Here is a 17936-nt window from a genome sequence, read left to right as displayed (position 1 = left end):
AGTATCCAGAAAAAAACCGCAGAGCCGGTAAGGAGCCGGGTCTGCGGTCAGTCAGTGCATTACTTTGTCAGCAACAAAGTTGAATCAGAAGAATCCGAGAGCATTCGGGCTATAGCTGACCAGCAGATTTTTAGTTTGTTGGTAGTGATCCAGCATCATCTTATGATTTTCACGGCCGATACCAGACTGCTTGTAGCCACCAAATGCTGCGTGAGCAGGATACAGGTGATAGCAGTTAGTCCAGACACGACCAGCCTGTATGCCACGACCTACGCGGAAAGCGCGGGAGCCATCACGAGTCCACAAGCCAGCGCCAAGGCCGTACAACGTATCATTGGCAATTTCCAGTGCTTCGGCTTCATCTTTGAAGGTGGTGACAGACACGACTGGGCCAAAGATTTCTTCCTGGAAGATGCGCATCTTGTTATTGCCTTCAAAAATAGTCGGCTGAACATAGTAGCCGCCTTCGAAGTCGCCACCCAGTTGCTGACGAGCGCCACCAATACGTAATGTAGCGCCTTCTTGCTTGCCGATATCCATGTAGGACAGGATTTTTTCGAGCTGTTCCTGAGATGCTTGCGCACCGATCATGGTTGAGCTGTCGAGTGGATTGCCTTGTTTGATGGCGGCAACACGCTTGACTGCACGCTCCATGAAACGCTCGTAAATCGATTCTTGAATCAATACGCGGGAAGGGCAGGTACAGACTTCACCTTGGTTCAACGCGAACATCGCAAAGCCTTCGAGACACTTATCAAAGAATGCATCGTCCTGATCCATCACATCTGCAAAGAAAATGTTTGGTGATTTTCCACCCAGTTCCAGCGTGACTGGAATCAGATTTTGCGCTGCGTATTGCATGATCAGACGACCAGTGCCGGTTTCGCCTGTGAAGGCGATTTTGGCGATACGCTTGCTGGACGCTAGTGGCTTGCCTGCTTCCAGACCAAAGCCATTGATAACATTCAATACACCTGCTGGCAACAGATCTTTGATGATATCAATCAACACCATGATCGATGCTGGTGTTTGTTCAGCTGGTTTCAGCACGATACAGTTGCCGGCAGCCAATGCTGGCGCCATCTTCCATACCGCCATCAGAATCGGGAAATTCCACGGAATAATCTGACCAACAACGCCGAGTGGCTCATGGAAATGATAAGCGTAAGTTTCGGAGTCGATCTGAGCAACAGAACCTTCCTGCGCACGGATGCAACCGGCAAAGTAACGGAAATGATCAATCGCCAGCGGAATATCTGCGGCCATGGTTTCGCGGATAGGCTTACCGTTATCGATTGTTTCTGCAGTAGCGATAGTGACCAGGTTGGCTTCGATACGATCAGCGATCTTATTCAGGATATTCGCGCGTTCTGCCTGTGATGTCTTACCCCAGCTTGCCTTAGCTGCATGAGCTGCATCCAGTGCCAGTTCTACGTCTTCTGCAGTAGAGCGGGCCACTTCGCAAAATACTTTGCCATTGATAGGGCTGACGTTTTCAAAATACGCACCCTTTACCGGAGCAACAAACTGGCCGCCAATAAAGTTGTCGTAGCGTTGCGCAAAAGGATTTTTCACGCCGAGGAAGTCTGTTGAGGTAGTGATGATAGTTCTCCTGTTTAAGTTGGCTCAGGCATGTTTGCCATCGCTATGGTTTTTTAATTACGTTGATCTGTTCATCTGTTGCATCAGTATTCTGAGCACAACAGCTATTGAGCAATCTGTGTGCCATGTCGCTTAAGGTGCGGTGGAAGCGACTTTGCCAGCACCAGCTTGTCTATGAAAACCTGACATTGAAGCTGCCAAAAGTAGCTGTTCCAGGAACTTTTGCTGACACTGTATTTTTTTCGAACAGGTGGCGTAAAAAGTGTTCCAAATTGTGTCACTTATATTTTTTGGAAATGAAAATGATCAAAAAATATATTTTCTGTCATACCAGATGCCGCATCCTTCAGCATGAAGTTTGTGGCTGTTGATCGGATGACGACGGAACGAGCAAGTGGGGAAGGTGTGTCGAGGCTGAAGGCAAAATTCAGAAGCAGCACCAGATGAATGCCGGATCAATTTCGATTGAGTTTCAGATGAATGGCATGGCTTTTGCGTATTAGCCAACAAGGTAAATTCATTCTTTCTCTTCATAAAAGTATAAAAACATGACAACAGACACCATTCGTACTGAACATCTTACGTTCATGCCTTCTGATGATTTCATCAACAATGCCACTGTTTCCGGGATGCCTGCTTATTCCGCATTGTGTGCCGAGGCTGCGCAGGATTACCAGGGATTCTGGAACCGCCTGGCAAAAGAAAATCTGCTCTGGAAACAGGAATTCACAACAACATTGAACGAATCCGAAGCGCCATTTTATAAATGGTTTGAAGATGGATTGCTCAATGTCAGCTACAACTGTCTTGACCGTAACCTGAATAATGGCAATGCAGATAAAGCGGCGATTATTTTTGAGGCGGATGGCGGAGAAGTGACCAATGTCAGTTATCGCGAATTGCATCAGAAAGTCTGTCGCTTCGCTAATGGATTGAAATCACTTGGTGTGCAAAAAGGTGATCGTGTTGTCATTTATATGCCGATGTCCGTAGAAGGCATCGTCGCCATGCAGGCTTGTGCCCGTATCGGTGCGATTCATTCCGTTGTCTTTGGTGGATTCAGCGCCAAGTCGGTACAGGAGCGCATTGTGGATGCCGGTGCAGTGGTGGTGGTGACTGCCGATCAGCAAGTGCGTGGGGGTAAATCTTTACCACTGAAGTCGATTGTGGATGAGGCATTAGCTATGGGCGCTTGCGACGCTGTGCGCCATGTAGTCGTGTATCAACGCACTGGTACTGATGTTGCGATGGTCAGTGGTCGGGATATCCTGATGCAGGATTTGGTCCGTGATCAGGATGCCATTTGTGAACCGGAATGGGTAAGTGCTGAGCATCCATTATTTATTCTCTACACATCAGGTTCTACTGGTACGCCAAAAGGCGTGCAACATTCTTCCGGTGGCTATTTGCTGTGGGCCATGCTGACGATGAAGTGGAGCTTTGATATCAAACCAACGGATATTTTCTGGTGTACTGCGGATATCGGTTGGGTGACTGGTCATAGTTATATCGCTTATGGTCCGCTGGCAGTAGGCGCGACCGAGATTGTTTTTGAAGGTGTTCCTACATATCCGGACGCAGGACGCTTCTGGAGCATGATACAAAAGCACAAGGCAACAATTTTTTACACAGCACCGACTGCGATTCGCTCGCTGATCAAGGCTGCTGATCTCGATCCTGTATTCCATCCAAGCCACTACGACTTGTCCAGTTTACGTTTGCTGGGCTCAGTCGGTGAGCCTATTAATCCGGAAGCGTGGATGTGGTTCTATAAAAATATTGGCCGTGAGCGTTGCCCGATTGTGGATACGTTCTGGCAGACAGAAACAGGCGGTCACATGATCACGCCATTGCCAGGAGCAACGCCGATGGTGCCGGGTTCCTGCACGTTACCGTTGCCGGGCATTATGGCAGCGATTGTCGATGAAACCGGTCATGAATTACCGAATGGACAAGGTGGTTTGCTGGCAGTAACCCGGCCATGGCCATCAATGATCAGAACGATCTGGAACGATCCTGAGCGTTATAAGAAAAGTTATTTTCCGGAAGAACTCGGCGGTAAGGTTTATCTGGCTGGCGATGGCGCGGTTCGTCATGCAGAGACAGGCTATTTTACGATCACAGGGCGTATTGACGATGTCCTGAATGTGTCTGGTCATCGGATGGGAACGATGGAGATTGAATCCGCGCTGGTTGCACACCCGTTGGTGGCAGAAGCTGCCGTGGTAGGTAAACCAGATGACACGACTGGTGAATCCATTTGTGCTTTTGTTGTGTTGAAACAGGCGCGACCTGTCGGTGATGATGCGAAAAAACTCGCGCAGGAATTACGCAACTGGGTTGGCAAAGAAATTGGTCCGATTGCCAAACCTAAGGAAATCCGGTTTGGCGATAATTTACCAAAAACCCGTTCCGGAAAGATTATGCGACGTTTGTTGCGTTTGCTGGCGAAGGGAGAAAGCATTACGCAAGATATTTCTACACTGGAAAATCCAGCGATTCTGGAGCAATTGAGTCAGGCGCAATAAATTTCATCCAGCCTGGCGCTGTGCCTTTTTTATTGATTGATGCAGATATTCAGTGCTTTTTCTGGAGTCTGCTTTTAACGGGAGTTGTCATGTTTAGTCATCAGATCATTGTTGATCGTTTACTCAAACGCAGATATGTTGCGGCTATTTTGGCAGCATTGCCGATTCTTTCTGTGGCTGCACCGTTTGCTTATGTTCCGAATGAAGGTACGGGTACGGTCACAGTGATTGATACCGCTGATGACAGCGTCGTAGCGGAAATACCCGCAGGCAAGAAACCACGTGGCTTAGCTGCAGGTAGCGATCAGCACTGGCTCTACGTCAGCGATCAGCCAAATAACAGCCTGCAATTGATTGACATGCGTACTCGTACCAAAGCACACAGTATTCCATTAGGTGAATCTCCGGAAGGGGTGTCCATTTCAACGGATGGGCGTTGGGTTGTGGCTGCTGTGGAAGAAAAAAATGAGGTCGCGATCACTGATACCCGTATAAATAAGCTGGCATTTACTATTCCAGTCAAAGGGAAAAATCCTGAACATGCGGTTTTCAGCCCTGATGGTCGTTTGATTTTTGTTAGCGCAGAAGAAGGGGATGCTATCGATATCATCGATTTTTCCAGCCGCAAACAAGTTGCTCAGGTGCCAGTCGGTGCACGACCACGTGGTATCGGTTTTTTGCCGGACAGCAGCCGTGCGTATGTTGCTACCGAAAACAGTAGTGAAGTCTATGTGATTGATACACGTGATTTTTCCATCATGACAAAAATCAAGGCAGGTGTGCGTGCCAATGGCGTTGCTGTACACCCGGATGGCAGCAAAGTGTACATATCCAATGGAGGCGCTGCGAGTGTTTCTGTGATTGATACAACAAATAACCAGATTGTTGCGACCGTTGCCGTTGGTCAGCGGCCATGGAATATGGCACTGACACCAGACGGTAAAAAATTGTATGTTGCTAATGGCCGTTCCAATAGCGTATCCGTCATCGATACGCAACTAAACACCAGGCTGCGTGACGTTGCTGTCGGCAAATTGCCCTGGGGTGTTGTCATCAAGTAGTGACTACATAGCGTCTGGCACTCAAAAGAAGATCAAAAGCAGATCAAGAGTGGCGTGCTAACAAATGATATTAAGTAACTGACTTGAAGTGGCGCTGTGAAGTAAGCGATATGAACAAAGTCAGATGAAGTAATACATAAAACATAGAAAATAAGAGACAAACAATGAAAAATCTTTCCCAAGCTATGCCACCGATGTTGCCATGTGCGTTTGCTGTCGCAGTTGCGCTGAGCATGTCACTCGCCCAGGCACAAACACAAACTGATGCACAATCACCGTCGATTTCATCGACGGTATTACCTCAGGTAGTTGTCAGTGCCAATCGTTCGGCACAGAGTCGATTTGATGCGGCAGCGGCGATTGATGTGGTGCAGATTGATAGCTTCAGTGCCACTACGCCATTAGTGAATTTATCCGAATTACTGTCAGCTGTTCCGGGTGTCCAAGTCAGAAATCGTGAGAATTATGCACAGGATTTGCAGGTTTCCGTACGTGGATTTGGCACACGTTCTACGTTTGGTGTTCGTGGTGTCAGGATATTGGTTGATGGAATTCCGGCAACGATGCCTGATGGTCAAGGGCAGGCGGCCACTGCCAGTCTGACGGCTGCATCGCGTATCGAGGTTTTGCGTGGACCAATGGCGCAGATGTATGGTAACGCTGCTGGTGGCGTCGTTCAGGTGTTTACCCGGAATCCGCCACGTGCGGGCGAAGCAACGACAGGCATGGTCAGTGTCGGGGCGGGATCAGATGGACAGCGTCAGACAGGCGCCGCATTTGCTGCGGGTAACGATACGATAGGTGGAATGATCGACGTGTCAAAATTCACGACCGATGGCTCACGTGATCATAGTGCCGCTGAACGGACGCAACTGGCTGCCAAGCTGGTTATGCGCCCTTCTGCGGATACAACAGTGACGGCAGTCCTGAATCAATTTGATCAACCCAAGGCACAAGACCCTCTGGGGCTGACCAGGGCTGATTTTGAAAAGAATCCTCGGCAGGTGATTGCCGCTGCGTTATCGTTTGATACCCGTAAAACAATCACCCAAAAACAGGCGGGTCTGGTTGTTGATCATCAATTATCGGATAGCGATAGCTTGAATGCCAGACTCTACGGCGGACAGCGTCAATTAACGCAATATCTGGGCCTCAGTGGCGTTGCGTTGAATACGGCTGGTGGCGTGGTCGATCTGGACCGTGACTACAGCGGCGCAGGCGCGAACTGGACGCATAAAATGCGGGTCAATCATTTGCCTCTGAACTGGGTTGTCGGTGTAGAAACGGATAAGCTACATGAGCTGCGCCGTGGGTTTGTGAACAACGCTGGTACACCGGGCGATGTCCGGCGGAATGAGGATGACCGAGCCAGAAATCTTGATTTTTTTGCTCAGATGGACTGGACATTTGCACCGCAATGGAGAGCTACGGCAGGTATTCGTAACAGTCGTGTGAAGTTGGAGGTGGATGATCATTACATCACGGCGGCTAGTCCAAATGACAGCGGCAGTGTGGAGTATCACAATACCAGTCCGGTTGTTGGCCTGATCTGGCAGGTGACCGATGACATGAATCTGTACGCTAACATGGGTAAAGGCTTTGAAACACCGACTCTGGCAGAAGTTGCTTATCGTTCGAACGGAACCGGGCCTAATCTCGGTTTATTGCCATCAACCAGTACGCAAGCGGAAGTGGGTGCGAAGATACGCAGTGGCGACCACACGCTGGATATGGCTGTCTTCAGTGCCCGTAGTAGCAATGAAATTGTGCCTTCGTTGGTATTAAATGGCCGCTCGATTTATCAGAACGTAGACAGCGTAGAGCGACGCGGTGCAGAAGTGTCATGGCAGACTAATTGGAGTCAGCCTGCACTTTTTGCGAAAAAGCTGACGACCCATGTTACTTATACCTGGCTGGATGCCAGTTTTCAGAAGTCCTATGTCAATGCACAAAATGTGATGATTGCTGCGGGTAATCGCTTACCTGGTGCTCCTTCACATAGCTTATTTGCTGACGCTCAGTATCAGTTTAATGATGCATTGAGTGCGGCACTGGAATGGAAAACGGAGAGCAAAGTGTATGTGAATGATGTGAACAGTGATGTCGCTTCAGGCTACGGTATTTTGAATATCCGCAGCAGCTATGGCTTCCGCCTTGGTAAAACGAAATTATTTTTATTTGGCCGACTCGATAATGTACTGGATAAAAAATACGCCGGCTCGGTCATCGTTAATGATGGCAATAGTCGTTATTACGAAGCTGCGCCAGGCCGCCGCTGGTTCGTTGGTTTGAGAGCAGCGATGTAACTGTCACGCATCGACGATATCAATAGAAAAGCCCGGCCTGACTCATCGACAGGCCGGGCTTTTTCATGATGTGAATTTGTTTTTTTATACACCACTAAAGCCTGCTACCTGGGATAAAACGATGTATTAAATAATATGTAAAGTTAATTTTATATATTTTTAATTTTTGATAAATGATTGTGAAAAGTAACTATTCCTCTATCTCTATCCTGTAATTATTACTTTGATGTTGCAGGCCTTACGTATTCTTAACTATGACAGATATTATTATGGTGAGTACGCATAAAACTAAGGAGCATTCTGGTCGTCAGCGCAACTACGAGTTGTTGGTAAGTACCTAACTCCTTCCGACACGATATGATTCGTCAGTATATTGTCATGGGTGTTTTCTCATCGGATTCCAAGTTGAAATTAACTGAATTCCTGAGTGCTACCGCGTTGGCGTGATTTCGGTGTTCTGAAATAATCAGGCTGACATTGGAAAATGCACATCAATCCTGATATATATATGAATGTTAAAGACAATAGGTACTTGAACAATTCTGGATAATTATCCTTATCCCCAAAGATGGCGCGTTTAATCCAAACGACGATCAGTTGGTATGCTGTTAAAAAAGCAGCATTCTGCAATGCGAATCATGAAATAAGGTCTGATGACGTGTTTTTTATGTGCTCATCAGATTGATTAAATAAGCCGTATTAAATAAGCATATTAATGATTGAATGGAGTTCACATGAGTAAAGAAGTCGTTGTATTAGGTGCCGCCCGCTCTGCTATTGGTACTTTTGGAGGCTCACTTTCCACTATGGAGCCAGCAGAATTGGCAGGTATCGTGATGAAGGAAGCAATTGCCCGTTCTGGCATTGATCCTCAGCAGATCGGCAATGCTGTTGTGGGAACTTGCATTCCAACGGATTCACGTTACGCGTATGTTTCCCGCGTTGCTTCTATCCAGGCAGGATTGCCAATGGATTCTGTTGCGATGCAAGTCAGTCGCCTATGTTCATCGGGTTTGCAGGGGATCGTGACTGCGGCGCAGAACATTCTGCTCGGCGATTTTGAGTATGGTATTGGCGGTGGCGTGGAAGTCATGTCACGCGGCAGTTACATGATGCCAGCGCTGCGTAGTGGCTCCAGAATGGGCGATACCAAAGCCATTGATATGATGGTGGCGGTATTGACTGATCCTTTTGGTGTCGGCCATATGGGGATTACAGCAGAAAATCTTGCTACCAAATGGAATATTTCTCGCGAAGAACAAGATGCCTTTGCACTGGAATCTCAACGCCGTGCCAGCATTGCAGTAGCCGAAGGCCGTTTCAAATCACAAATTGTGCCGATTGTTCAGCAAACACGAAAGGGTGAAGTGGTGTTTGATACGGATGAGCATGTTAAGTCAAACAGCACGCTGGAAGCGTTGGCAAAAATGAAGCCTGCTTTCAAAAAAGAGGGGACGGTGACGGCCGGAAACGCATCTGGTATTAATGATGGCGCAGCATTTTTTGTATTGGCGGATGCGGTTGCGGCAGCAAAAGCGAATCAGACACCAATTGCCCGCTTGGTCTCTTACGCGATTGCTGGGGTTCCTAACGAGATCATGGGGGAAGGACCCATACCTGCGTCTAAGCTTGCACTGAAAAAAGCAGGTTTGACACTCGATCAGATGGATGTGATCGAGGCGAATGAAGCATTTGCAGCGCAAGCGATTGCTGTCAATAAGGGACTTGGCCTCGATCCGGCAAAAACCAATCCGAATGGTGGTGCTATTGCTCTCGGTCATCCGGTTGGTTGCTCTGGTGCTTTTATTGCTACTAAGGCGATCTATGAATTGCAGCGCACCAATGGAAAATATGCGCTGGTGACTATGTGTATAGGTGGTGGTCAGGGAATCGCAGTTATTTTTGAGCGTATCTGATCAGCAAGATAAATAACTTTCGGCATCTTGCTCATTCCAATCAGTGTTAAGTGAATCGTTAGTGCACTCACCAAATGATGCTGCGTTGAGCCACGAACGATATGCAAGTAGGTTTATCTTTGAGTCAGTACGGATGAAGATATATCTGTTATGAATAGTCGATATGGTAATTTGAAATTGGAGAGATTTGCTGCGCTGCGGTAAAGTGTATTTGTCTCCTCCGGACCCGCAAAAGGTTTGGATTTAAGCCCACAAATTTGTGGGCTTTTTTTTACTTAATTTTTTGAAATACGCCGAGGGCTTGTAAAGTCGTCGATATGACAAGAAGACATTCACAACGATAAACAAGTTTTTACCTCAGACTGAATTAGACCTGTATTCATCAGGCTCGTAGGCAATAGTTACTTTTTTGACGAAGATTTCTCCCACTTTTCTTTGAGACGTTTTTTCAATTCTTTATCTGCATTGATGATTCTCATACCGTGCTTAAATTTTTCTAATGCCCATAAGCCTTGTGGATGCTGCGTGCTGAAACCTATATAAGAATGTTGATTCGACGTGCTATGAAACGCGACACGTACTTGTTGTCGTATATCGCTATCTTCGATGGGGAAATTTTCTGTATCAAGTTCATTATTCATCACTAGTGCAGTGTTGACTCTGCCAGCTACGAGTTTTTTAAGATTGCCTTGCTCGCTACGTGCATGATCGAATGTTGCACCGCGTGACTGGGTTTGCATGACCGACCGGGGATATTCATAATCATGCACGATATCAATCACGATTCCTTTGCCGAGGTCAACTTCGCTTCTGGCGGTAAGCGGGTGTTGAATTCGTTCATAGTACGTTGGTGTGACAGAAAATAATGGCGAATCACCAAAGATGATTTTTCCCGAAAATTTCTGATCCCAACTCATGTTCATACATGCAACAGCAAAACCATCAAGCGTCATTTTTTTTGCACCTTACGTAAGGTACGACATTGAATTTGATGTCAACACCGACAGCGGAAAATGCCGCCACCACCTGATCGTTTGCATAACCAGTGCCATCAGCTTTAGAAAATGGATCAGCAGCATCTTCCACCATAATTTCGATGGACTCCGGAGGGGAGGGGATCGTTTTGGCAAATACTGGTGTCATCAGCAAACTACATAGGCTGATACAACTACTGTGCAAAAAATATCGAAAAGCAATTTTCATACGACAATTTCAATTGTAAAGTGATCTGATATTGTTGATATTTAATATTAAAATTTCATTCCAAGTTGGTAATTTATTGCCCTACTCGATTATTTCAGTTTGTTGTTTTCAAGGCCGGGCGATTGACACTTCTTTGACTGGATTTTGTGAGTGAAGGTGCTATGTTGTTTAATAATAAAGCTGACAACAAAGTAAACACGCAACGGCAGCTTGACATCAATTATGGTGTCTCTATTGGCAGCGTGACCTATTTTTAACCACGTCGCATTAGCTGTTGAGATGCTTGATATTTATCATTGAACCATACGCTGCTACAGAAGCATGGTTTGTTCAGCTGGTATATCCATTGGCACACAGTGGTAAGAAGCATACAGTTCGCATAGCGAGATGCTTCTTGGCGTTATAAATCGATCATAGTGTGATATTTTTGATCATGCCATGAAGCTTTTCATGGATTTTTCTATGAAAGAAAGACTGATATTTCATGACAAGAACAAACCAGTATGGGCAAGCAATCGGTGAGGAGGTTCTCGACTGGAAAGAGAGACCGAAACCTTCCAAAATTACTTTGCAAGGACATTACTGTCATCTGGAACCATTAGATCCGGCAGCGCATGGGGAGAATCTGTTCCTCGCCTATCGCGCAGCTGAGGACGGACATTTATGGACTTATCTTCCGCACGAGCCGTTTGCTACGCTCGCTGAATATCAAGCGTATCTTGCAAAAGCTTCAATGAGCCTAGATCCTTTACATTTTGCTGTCATTGACCATAAAACGCAGCGCGCCGTTGGAACTCTGGCATTGATGCGCATTGACTCGATCAACGGAGTTATTGAAGTCGGACACATTACCTATTCACCTTTACTGCAACGAACCATTGCTGCAACGGAGGCTCAATTTTTACTGATGCAATACGCATTTGATACTTTAGCGTATCGTCGATATGAATGGAAATGCGACAGTCTGAATATGCCATCACGCCAGGCCGCAAATCGTTTTGGTTTTAGTTTTGAAGGAATTTTCCGGCAGGCCATCGTTTATAAGGGGCGTTCACGGGATACTGCCTGGTTTTCCATCATTGATAGTGAATGGCCAGTGATCAGAAAAGCATTTGAACTTTGGCTCTCCGCGGAGAATTTTGATCTGCAGGGGCGGCAGCATAGTTCGCTATCAGAGTTAAGAGAGCGGCGCATCGCTAGCAAAGACGACTGAATCATCACGACCATCAGATAATAATGTTGATGTTATTGATTGTAGGGCGAATTGAAGCAGGGAATAAGGCAAAGCGCTGATTGATCGCTGGTACTGAACATGATTCATCATCCCTGTTGTGTATTGGCTGCCGATGTATCACTTTTCTCACGGTCATTTTTGTATGCCATCAGATGGTCATATACTGAGGTTAGAATAATTAGATGTCAGAAAATTACCCAACATATTTATCGTATGGCGTTTTAAGCTAAAAATCACAGTCAACTATTTATCAATGGCATGAAAGAAGTTACAAAAAGAGTGGCGCAGAGATATAGTTGAAAATTATTTATGTTGTTTTTGTTGCATTAAGTGAATCGTTGTTTATTTTTTCACCGCAATCTATCGATGATGAGGACTGACAAGGTGGCAAAAAATTTAAGTATCAGAGGTGATTTTCACACGGCCTCCATGAAAGAGTTAATGACACACAACCCAATGCCGACGGAAACCTATAGCAAGATACAAGTCCAACGACGAAAAGCCCGGCAATTAGTGGATTCAATTCAAGATCAACGCTATTACCAACATCAGAATGATTTTTTGTTGGCATCCAGCAAGTGAAAAAATGAAATTTCATCTTATTCAGTTATCGCTTGCTTTCAAGCAATGGCAAGAAACCTCCCCAATATTCAGAACTGAATCAGATCAGTCGATGTAATTACTATGGATGCCCTGCAAAATAAAATCAATTTGATGGAGGAATATGAGCTTTTGGTTGAAAACTGGGATAGGGGAGACTTATCTGTCCCGAGTTTTGAGCAATGGGCTTATATGGCAGAAAAATCCGAATATCTCAGACATGTGCAACACAGAGTTAACAAAGACGCCCTTAAACTAAAGGCCATAGAAGCGTTTGTGATACAACTGGGTAAGTGTAATTTGTCACTGGTAAAGAAGTCCGGCAGAGTATCAGAGGCAGGTGGGTATGAGTCGCTAAAACTGGCGTTGGAACTATTGAATCATCTGGAGATCGATAGCCGTTACACAAAGCGACTCGAAGATTTATTTGACTATTACATACAAGACCCTGCCAAAGTCATTGACTGGCAACAGTTTGGCATATTGCCTGAAGCGCAGAATTCCATGCGTGCAGTGCTTGAACAAGTAATGCAGGAAATGGAAAAGGGGTATGCAACATCGCTGATCTCGAAAGAGCGTGCGATTGGTATTGCTGAGGGAGCTACTGCATTGATGGTGCAGTCAGGGGCGTGTCAGCCAGAATACGCAGTTTCTCTTGTTGAGAATATCAGATCTAAACTAAGTACTTCGTCAACGCCAGTATGGGAAGTTCTTAACAGGCGGATCAAAAGAAAAAAATAGCTCAGTCTAATTGTTGCATAGTTGATGATGCAATTTTGATCGTCTGATTTCGTACTATTGCAATGTTCCTGCTTTTTTGTGACACACACGCAAAAAAGCCCAGCGTGGTATGCAGGGCTTTTTTGCGTTTCCTCACTGCAAAGTGAGGATTAGTTTCATACTTATTTGGATGCTGCTGGTGCGGCTGCAGATGCGCTAGCATCAGCTTTTTTCGCTTTCTTCGCTTTTTTAACTTTTTTTGCTTTCGGTGCTGATGCTTCAGCAGATGCAGCAGCTGGTGCAGATGCGGCTGGTGCCGGTGCATCCGCAGCAAATGCGGAAACAGCAAACAGACTAACGATGAGAGCAGAGATCAGTTTTTTCATTTTAATTTCCTTTATTTGTGGTTGGGTGCACTGATTGATACCGTATGCATTGCTAATAACGGTCTATCAAAACTTTGGTTGACGGCATTACTAAAATATTTTGATATTTTTTACAGTATGTTTTGGGCTAAACGCCGATTTCATCAAGCTGAGTCAATATTGTCTGAGTGCCAGTTTTGATCGAGTACCTATCGAAGGTCAGGTAGCTATGTTGATTCGTATGTATATGAAGACGTTGACTGGCAAACGACATCGCGTGAAGGTAGGGAGTGTGTTGCACAGACTTGAAAATAGTCAGTTTGAAGAGCTTAAAATAGAGCTATTGCTTACTTTACATTCGGCGCAAACACTCAGATGGCATCTCTATATAAACGAATATTTTTAGTGGCGTGTATGATTTACTCGTCTACCTTGTACGCAAATGGTGTGTTATTTAAAATACCTACTCGTCCAGAGGTAAAAACAACGCTCTTCTGGGAGCCAGTCGAACAGGCAAAGGCAACAGTAGTATTGTTTCCGGGTAGTGGCGGAGGTTTTGGCAAAATTGAAAACGGTAAGCCAGGAAGTAACAATTTTCTTGTACGCTCTGAATCCTATTTCACCTCTCATCAGTTCAATGTAGCGATTTTTGGCCGTCCAAGTGATTCTGACGATCTCGGATATGCCGATCGCATCAGTGACTCACACATGGTGGATGTGCAGGAAGTGCTGAAGTATGTCAAGACACTGAGTTCTGCCCCATTATGGATAATTGGAACGAGTCGGGGTTCTGTGTCTGCAACCGCTACTGCCATTAAATATCAAGATATAGGAATCGCGGGACTGGTACTCACATCCAGTATTGTGAATATCAAAAAAACGGGAGCGGTTAATGCTCAGGAGTTGTCAGCTATTCGAGTTCCGACATTAGTTTTACATCATCAGAAAGATGCTTGTGTCCAGTGTCCGCCAAGTGCTGTGCCTTCTGTTATCCGTGGACTGGTCAATGCACCTGCGAAAAAGCTTGTTTTTGTTGATGGCGGTGGGAATCCCTCTGGCGATGTCTGTGCTGGAAATCATTGGCATGGTTTTATCGGCATGGAAAAAGAGGCAGTACAAATTATTTCGGACTGGATCATTGGTAATCAGTAAAAATGGTTTACTGATCACGATTCACGGTTGATATTTTTATTGCATGATCGATACAGGAATTTGATGTGGTGCAAGCATCGCTCACCTTCATTCCGTCAGGCAACGCGCTGGCTATGTTATGCTATCGGATTACGCCACAATCTTCGTTCGATTTTTCATGAATATTAAAAGTACGCCAATACCAGTCTCTGTTCCTCAGGAGTTGCTTAAAACGCTGAAGGAAGCATTTCCGGTTTTTCTCAACAATGAACCTTTGACCATCGGAATTGACAAGCAAATCCTGGCGAAATTACCGGATACCAACCGCAAAGCGTTGAGGATGGCGTTGGCTTACCACACAAAATCGACGAAATACCTGCAAAAAATCGCTAAAGCCAGTACACGTTTTGATTTGGATGGTAATCCTACAGATACGATTACTGACGAACATAAGGCACATGCAGAAGATTTGCTGAAAGAACGTGCAAAGAAAAATGCGGAGAGGATCAAATTACAAGCAGAATTTGAGCGTCAAAAGAAAGCCGAAGCCGCCGAAGCAGAATCATTAAAAAAGCGTGCTGAAAAAATGAATCAGCTTGCACAGAAATTCGCTAAATAATTGTTGAAACGTTTGTTTATCAAACAACGTCTTTTTCCTGTTTTAAGTAATACTAGTGATCGGGAATGCGGTAACTGTCGCAGAAATATTGAATGTTAGATCATTCTGGATGAACTTATCTGAAGAGTGAAAAATAAAAAAAGCCCGCGTGATGCGGGTTTTTTTATGCATCAGAGAGTATTTGCCATTTTTATTCATGGATACATTGATATCATGCCAATGTTGATTCTTCAGGGCTTGTGTACAACCGCTCGAGAGACGTTATTGCTGCTTGTTGTAAAGCCTATTGCCAGTTCTGGCAACTGGTGTAGCCAGAGTTTCAGGTTACATATACCAACTGGTCAACGAGCATCACTCGCAAATGATGTTCCCAAAAGCACAAGAAGCTTGTTTCATCTTATCGGGACAATTTTGCGTAAGTCCTGTTGTTAATAAATACTATTCGGATGTCGTGCACTATCACAAAGGTTTCGGGCAAATGTATGCATGTTCTGTTAGTTGAAGATGACAAAATATTATCTGAGGGAGTGGCTCAGATGTTGCGTGAGCAAGGGATGCTCGTTGATGTTGCCTACAACGGGGAAGATGCATGTTTTATCGCAGAACTTCAAAAAATTTCCGTCATGATTCTCGATATCGGTTTGCCAGATATTGACGGTTTTGAGGTGCTGCGCCGCCTGCGGACGGGTAAGAAAAATGCTTTGCCGGTGCTGTTATTGACTGCCCGTGATGCAATATCGGACAGAGTGAAAGGGCTGGAGTTGGGCGCAGATGATTATCTGGTGAAGCCCTTTTCAACTTTGGAGCTGGTTGCCCGTATCAAGGCTTTGGTGAGACGAAGTTCGACGAAATCATCAGAAGTGAAGTTGGGACATCTGACTCTGGAGTCTCTGACTAAACGCGCTTCGGTTGACGGACAGGCGCTGGAGTTATCCGTGAGAGAGTGGAATATTCTTGAATATTTGTTGCAACAAGAATCACGCGTGGTGTCCAAGCAGCAGATCATCGATGCCATCCTGGAGCATGGAGAGGATATGACAGTGAACGCGATTGAAGTTTATATATCGCGTATTCGGCTTAAATTGCAGAATTCTAAAGTGATGATCAGAACCATTCGTGGGTTTGGTTATATGCTGGAAGAAGAAAAAGTACCTTGAAGCCATTCCAGCCCAGCATTCGCCAGACACTATTACGATGGTTGATCGTACCGTTGTTATTCGTCAATCTGATGGGCGGCGGGTTGGTTTATTGGCTCGCATGGGCGCCGGCGCAAATCGCGTTTGACCAAAGTCTTTCAGATACCTGTTGGGCTCTCAGCACGAGGTTAAAAAGAGAAGAGGGCATAGTTCAAGTCGATTTACCCTCTGCGATTGAGCAAATCTTACGGGTAGATCATTTCAATACGATTTATTTTGTGATCCGCAATCAGGCTGGAAAAACGCTTGCAGGCGACAAAGATTTTCCGATGTTGGCGATTCCCTCACGTTTTGATGAGCCGCAATTGACAGATGGCAGAATGCGGGGAGAAGAAATCCGCATTGTAAGTATTAAATTTGTTGTTGGTGACGAGCCTGTTGTCATTAATGCGGCAGAAACACTCACAAAAAGACACGCGATCAGATCTCGTATCATCATCGCACTGGCCATGATTGAGGTGGTACTGACGGCATTGTTGTTAATCATCTCCTGGGTGGCCGTCACGAAAGGCCTGATGCCGCTTAAAAAGATACAGACGGATTTGAATCAACGCAACTTTGAAGAGCTATCTGCTATTTCGGTTGAAGAAAATACACTAGAGCTTGGCGCCGTAGTCACGGCGATTAACCGCTTGCTGAGTAAAATAAAGATTGGTGCAGTAGCACAGCAGGATTTGCTGGCCAATATTGCCCATCAATTGCGCACACCGCTGGCCGGTTTGAAGGCGCAAATTGAATGGCTACAAGAAAAATATGCCAATGAAGTAACGACTGCCAGATCTGTCGGATTAATGATGCTCTCAACAGAGAGAATGATCCGGCAGACCAATCAATTATTGGCTTTGGCTCGAGCGGAGCCGACGAAATTCGAGAAAAAACGATTAGAACCGCTATTTCTGAATACTCTGGTCGCAGATTGCATTCATTCCTTCATCGCAGCTGCTGACAAGAAGCATATTGATCTGGGTTTTGATTTGAATCCAGTCCGAATTTCTGGCGATGCGTTTTTATTGCGGGATTTAATTGAAAATTTAATCGATAACGCTCTGCATTACACGCCAGAGTATGGCGTCGTCACGGTTGGAACCCTGATACGTGATGGTGCGGCAATTTTTTACGTAGAAGATAATGGTCCGGGAATACCAGAAAAAGAACGGCAACTTATTTTTCAAAGACATTATCGGATTGATCAGCCAGCCAGCGAAAAAGTCACTGGCAATGGTATCGGACTCGCTATCGTTTCTGACATCGTGAAAGACCACGATGCCAGCATTTTGATCACTGATACGCCAGGCGGAGGGACGCATTTTTCGATTATCTTTAAGCAATGCGATGATTGACCTCAACAAATACTAGAATTTGTCAGCATTTTGTCAGCATTCTGTCATGGGATTGACAGTTTGATTTTGCATAATTCAATGGCGTGTTCCGCACTGAATTTTGATGCAAAAAATA

At 45.4% G+C, this 17936-nt stretch carries 13 protein-coding genes and 1 pseudogene; 10 read left to right on the top strand and 4 right to left on the bottom strand.

Annotated features, from left to right (window positions below; all coding sequences use genetic code 11):
• Positions 1–84 precede the first annotated feature (84 nt).
• On the bottom strand, positions 85–1605 hold the full coding sequence (gene adh / locus ACO0LB_RS11565) for an aldehyde dehydrogenase (RefSeq protein ID WP_423049268.1): 1521 nt from the start codon (positions 1603–1605) through the stop codon (positions 85–87).
• A gap of 545 nt (positions 1606–2150) precedes the next feature.
• Here adh and acs point away from each other — a divergent pair.
• From acs to ACO0LB_RS11545, 4 genes are all read left to right on the top strand, one after another.
• Positions 2151–4130: an acetate--CoA ligase gene (gene acs / locus ACO0LB_RS11560; protein ID WP_423049246.1), complete on the top strand. Its 1980-nt coding sequence runs from the start codon at positions 2151–2153 to the stop codon at positions 4128–4130.
• 89 nt (positions 4131–4219) lie between these two features.
• A complete protein-coding gene (locus ACO0LB_RS11555) occupies positions 4220–5191 on the top strand; it encodes a beta-propeller fold lactonase family protein (protein ID WP_423049245.1) in 972 nt (323 codons plus the stop codon).
• 164 nt (positions 5192–5355) lie between these two features.
• Positions 5356–7497: a TonB-dependent receptor family protein gene (locus tag ACO0LB_RS11550; protein WP_423049244.1), complete on the top strand. Its 2142-nt coding sequence runs from the start codon at positions 5356–5358 to the stop codon at positions 7495–7497.
• Positions 7498–8231: 734 nt separating this feature from the next.
• Entirely contained in the window at positions 8232–9413 is a 1182-nt protein-coding gene (locus ACO0LB_RS11545) for an acetyl-CoA C-acyltransferase family protein (RefSeq protein WP_423049243.1), read from the top strand.
• 401 nt (positions 9414–9814) lie between these two features.
• Here the strand turns inward: ACO0LB_RS11545 and ACO0LB_RS11540 are convergent, their stop codons facing one another.
• Entirely contained in the window at positions 9815–10330 is a 516-nt protein-coding gene (locus ACO0LB_RS11540; RefSeq protein ID WP_423049242.1) for a hypothetical protein, read from the bottom strand.
• A gap of 25 nt (positions 10331–10355) precedes the next feature.
• Entirely contained in the window at positions 10356–10556 is a 201-nt protein-coding gene (locus ACO0LB_RS11535; RefSeq protein ID WP_423049241.1) for a hypothetical protein, read from the bottom strand.
• Positions 10557–11100: 544 nt separating this feature from the next.
• Here ACO0LB_RS11535 and ACO0LB_RS11530 point away from each other — a divergent pair.
• Both ACO0LB_RS11530 and ACO0LB_RS11525 read left to right on the top strand, forming a co-directional pair.
• A pseudogene (locus ACO0LB_RS11530) lies at positions 11101–11823 on the top strand (GNAT family N-acetyltransferase); the annotation flags it as partial.
• A 711-nt stretch (positions 11824–12534) separates the two neighbouring features.
• Positions 12535–13191, top strand: coding sequence for a hypothetical protein (locus ACO0LB_RS11525; RefSeq protein ID WP_423049240.1), 657 nt, complete (start codon positions 12535–12537; stop codon positions 13189–13191).
• A 161-nt stretch (positions 13192–13352) separates the two neighbouring features.
• Here the strand turns inward: ACO0LB_RS11525 and ACO0LB_RS11520 are convergent, their stop codons facing one another.
• Complete coding sequence (locus ACO0LB_RS11520) at positions 13353–13556, bottom strand: hypothetical protein (protein WP_423049239.1); 204 nt, start codon at positions 13554–13556, stop codon at positions 13353–13355.
• Between the two features lie 393 nt (positions 13557–13949).
• On the opposite strand from ACO0LB_RS11520, the gene ACO0LB_RS11515 reads away from it, so the two are divergent.
• From ACO0LB_RS11515 to ACO0LB_RS11500, 4 genes are all read left to right on the top strand, one after another.
• On the top strand, positions 13950–14687 hold the full coding sequence (locus ACO0LB_RS11515; protein WP_423049238.1) for an alpha/beta hydrolase: 738 nt from the start codon (positions 13950–13952) through the stop codon (positions 14685–14687).
• 157 nt (positions 14688–14844) lie between these two features.
• Positions 14845–15285 (top strand): ProQ/FINO family protein, encoded by a 441-nt coding sequence (locus ACO0LB_RS11510; RefSeq protein WP_423049237.1) that lies wholly within the window; start codon positions 14845–14847, stop codon positions 15283–15285.
• 482 nt (positions 15286–15767) lie between these two features.
• Positions 15768–16442, top strand: a complete 675-nt coding sequence (locus ACO0LB_RS11505; protein ID WP_423049236.1) for a response regulator transcription factor — start codon at positions 15768–15770, stop codon at positions 16440–16442.
• The gene (locus ACO0LB_RS11500) at positions 16439–17821 is read left to right on the top strand and encodes a sensor histidine kinase N-terminal domain-containing protein (RefSeq protein WP_423049235.1); all 1383 of its coding nucleotides are present in this window, start codon (positions 16439–16441) and stop codon (positions 17819–17821) included. The genes ACO0LB_RS11505 and ACO0LB_RS11500 overlap by 4 nt, the downstream gene beginning before the upstream one ends.
• Positions 17822–17936 lie beyond the last annotated feature (115 nt).

Source organism: Undibacterium sp. SXout7W, assembly GCF_049339385.1.
Lineage (GTDB): Bacteria > Pseudomonadota > Gammaproteobacteria > Burkholderiales > Burkholderiaceae_D > Undibacterium.
This window is presented reverse-complemented; position numbering and strand designations above follow the sequence as displayed.

Excerpts from the sequence above, each read along its gene's own strand:
- acs (WP_423049246.1), top strand. The coding sequence starts at position 2,151 with ATGACAACAGACACCATTCGTACTGAACATCTTACGTTCATGCCTTCT.
- ACO0LB_RS11545 (WP_423049243.1), top strand. The coding sequence starts at position 8,232 with ATGAGTAAAGAAGTCGTTGTATTAGGTGCCGCCCGCTCTGCTATTGGT.
- ACO0LB_RS11540 (WP_423049242.1), bottom strand. The coding sequence starts at position 10,330 with ATGAGTTGGGATCAGAAATTTTCGGGAAAAATCATCTTTGGTGATTCG.
- ACO0LB_RS11525 (WP_423049240.1), top strand. The coding sequence starts at position 12,535 with ATGGATGCCCTGCAAAATAAAATCAATTTGATGGAGGAATATGAGCTT.
- ACO0LB_RS11515 (WP_423049238.1), top strand. The coding sequence starts at position 13,950 with ATGATTTACTCGTCTACCTTGTACGCAAATGGTGTGTTATTTAAAATA.
- ACO0LB_RS11520 (WP_423049239.1), bottom strand. The coding sequence starts at position 13,556 with ATGAAAAAACTGATCTCTGCTCTCATCGTTAGTCTGTTTGCTGTTTCC.
- ACO0LB_RS11535 (WP_423049241.1), bottom strand. The coding sequence starts at position 10,556 with ATGACACCAGTATTTGCCAAAACGATCCCCTCCCCTCCGGAGTCCATC.
- ACO0LB_RS11550 (WP_423049244.1), top strand. The coding sequence starts at position 5,356 with ATGAAAAATCTTTCCCAAGCTATGCCACCGATGTTGCCATGTGCGTTT.
- ACO0LB_RS11505 (WP_423049236.1), top strand. The coding sequence starts at position 15,768 with ATGCATGTTCTGTTAGTTGAAGATGACAAAATATTATCTGAGGGAGTG.
- ACO0LB_RS11510 (WP_423049237.1), top strand. The coding sequence starts at position 14,845 with ATGAATATTAAAAGTACGCCAATACCAGTCTCTGTTCCTCAGGAGTTG.
- ACO0LB_RS11555 (WP_423049245.1), top strand. The coding sequence starts at position 4,220 with ATGTTTAGTCATCAGATCATTGTTGATCGTTTACTCAAACGCAGATAT.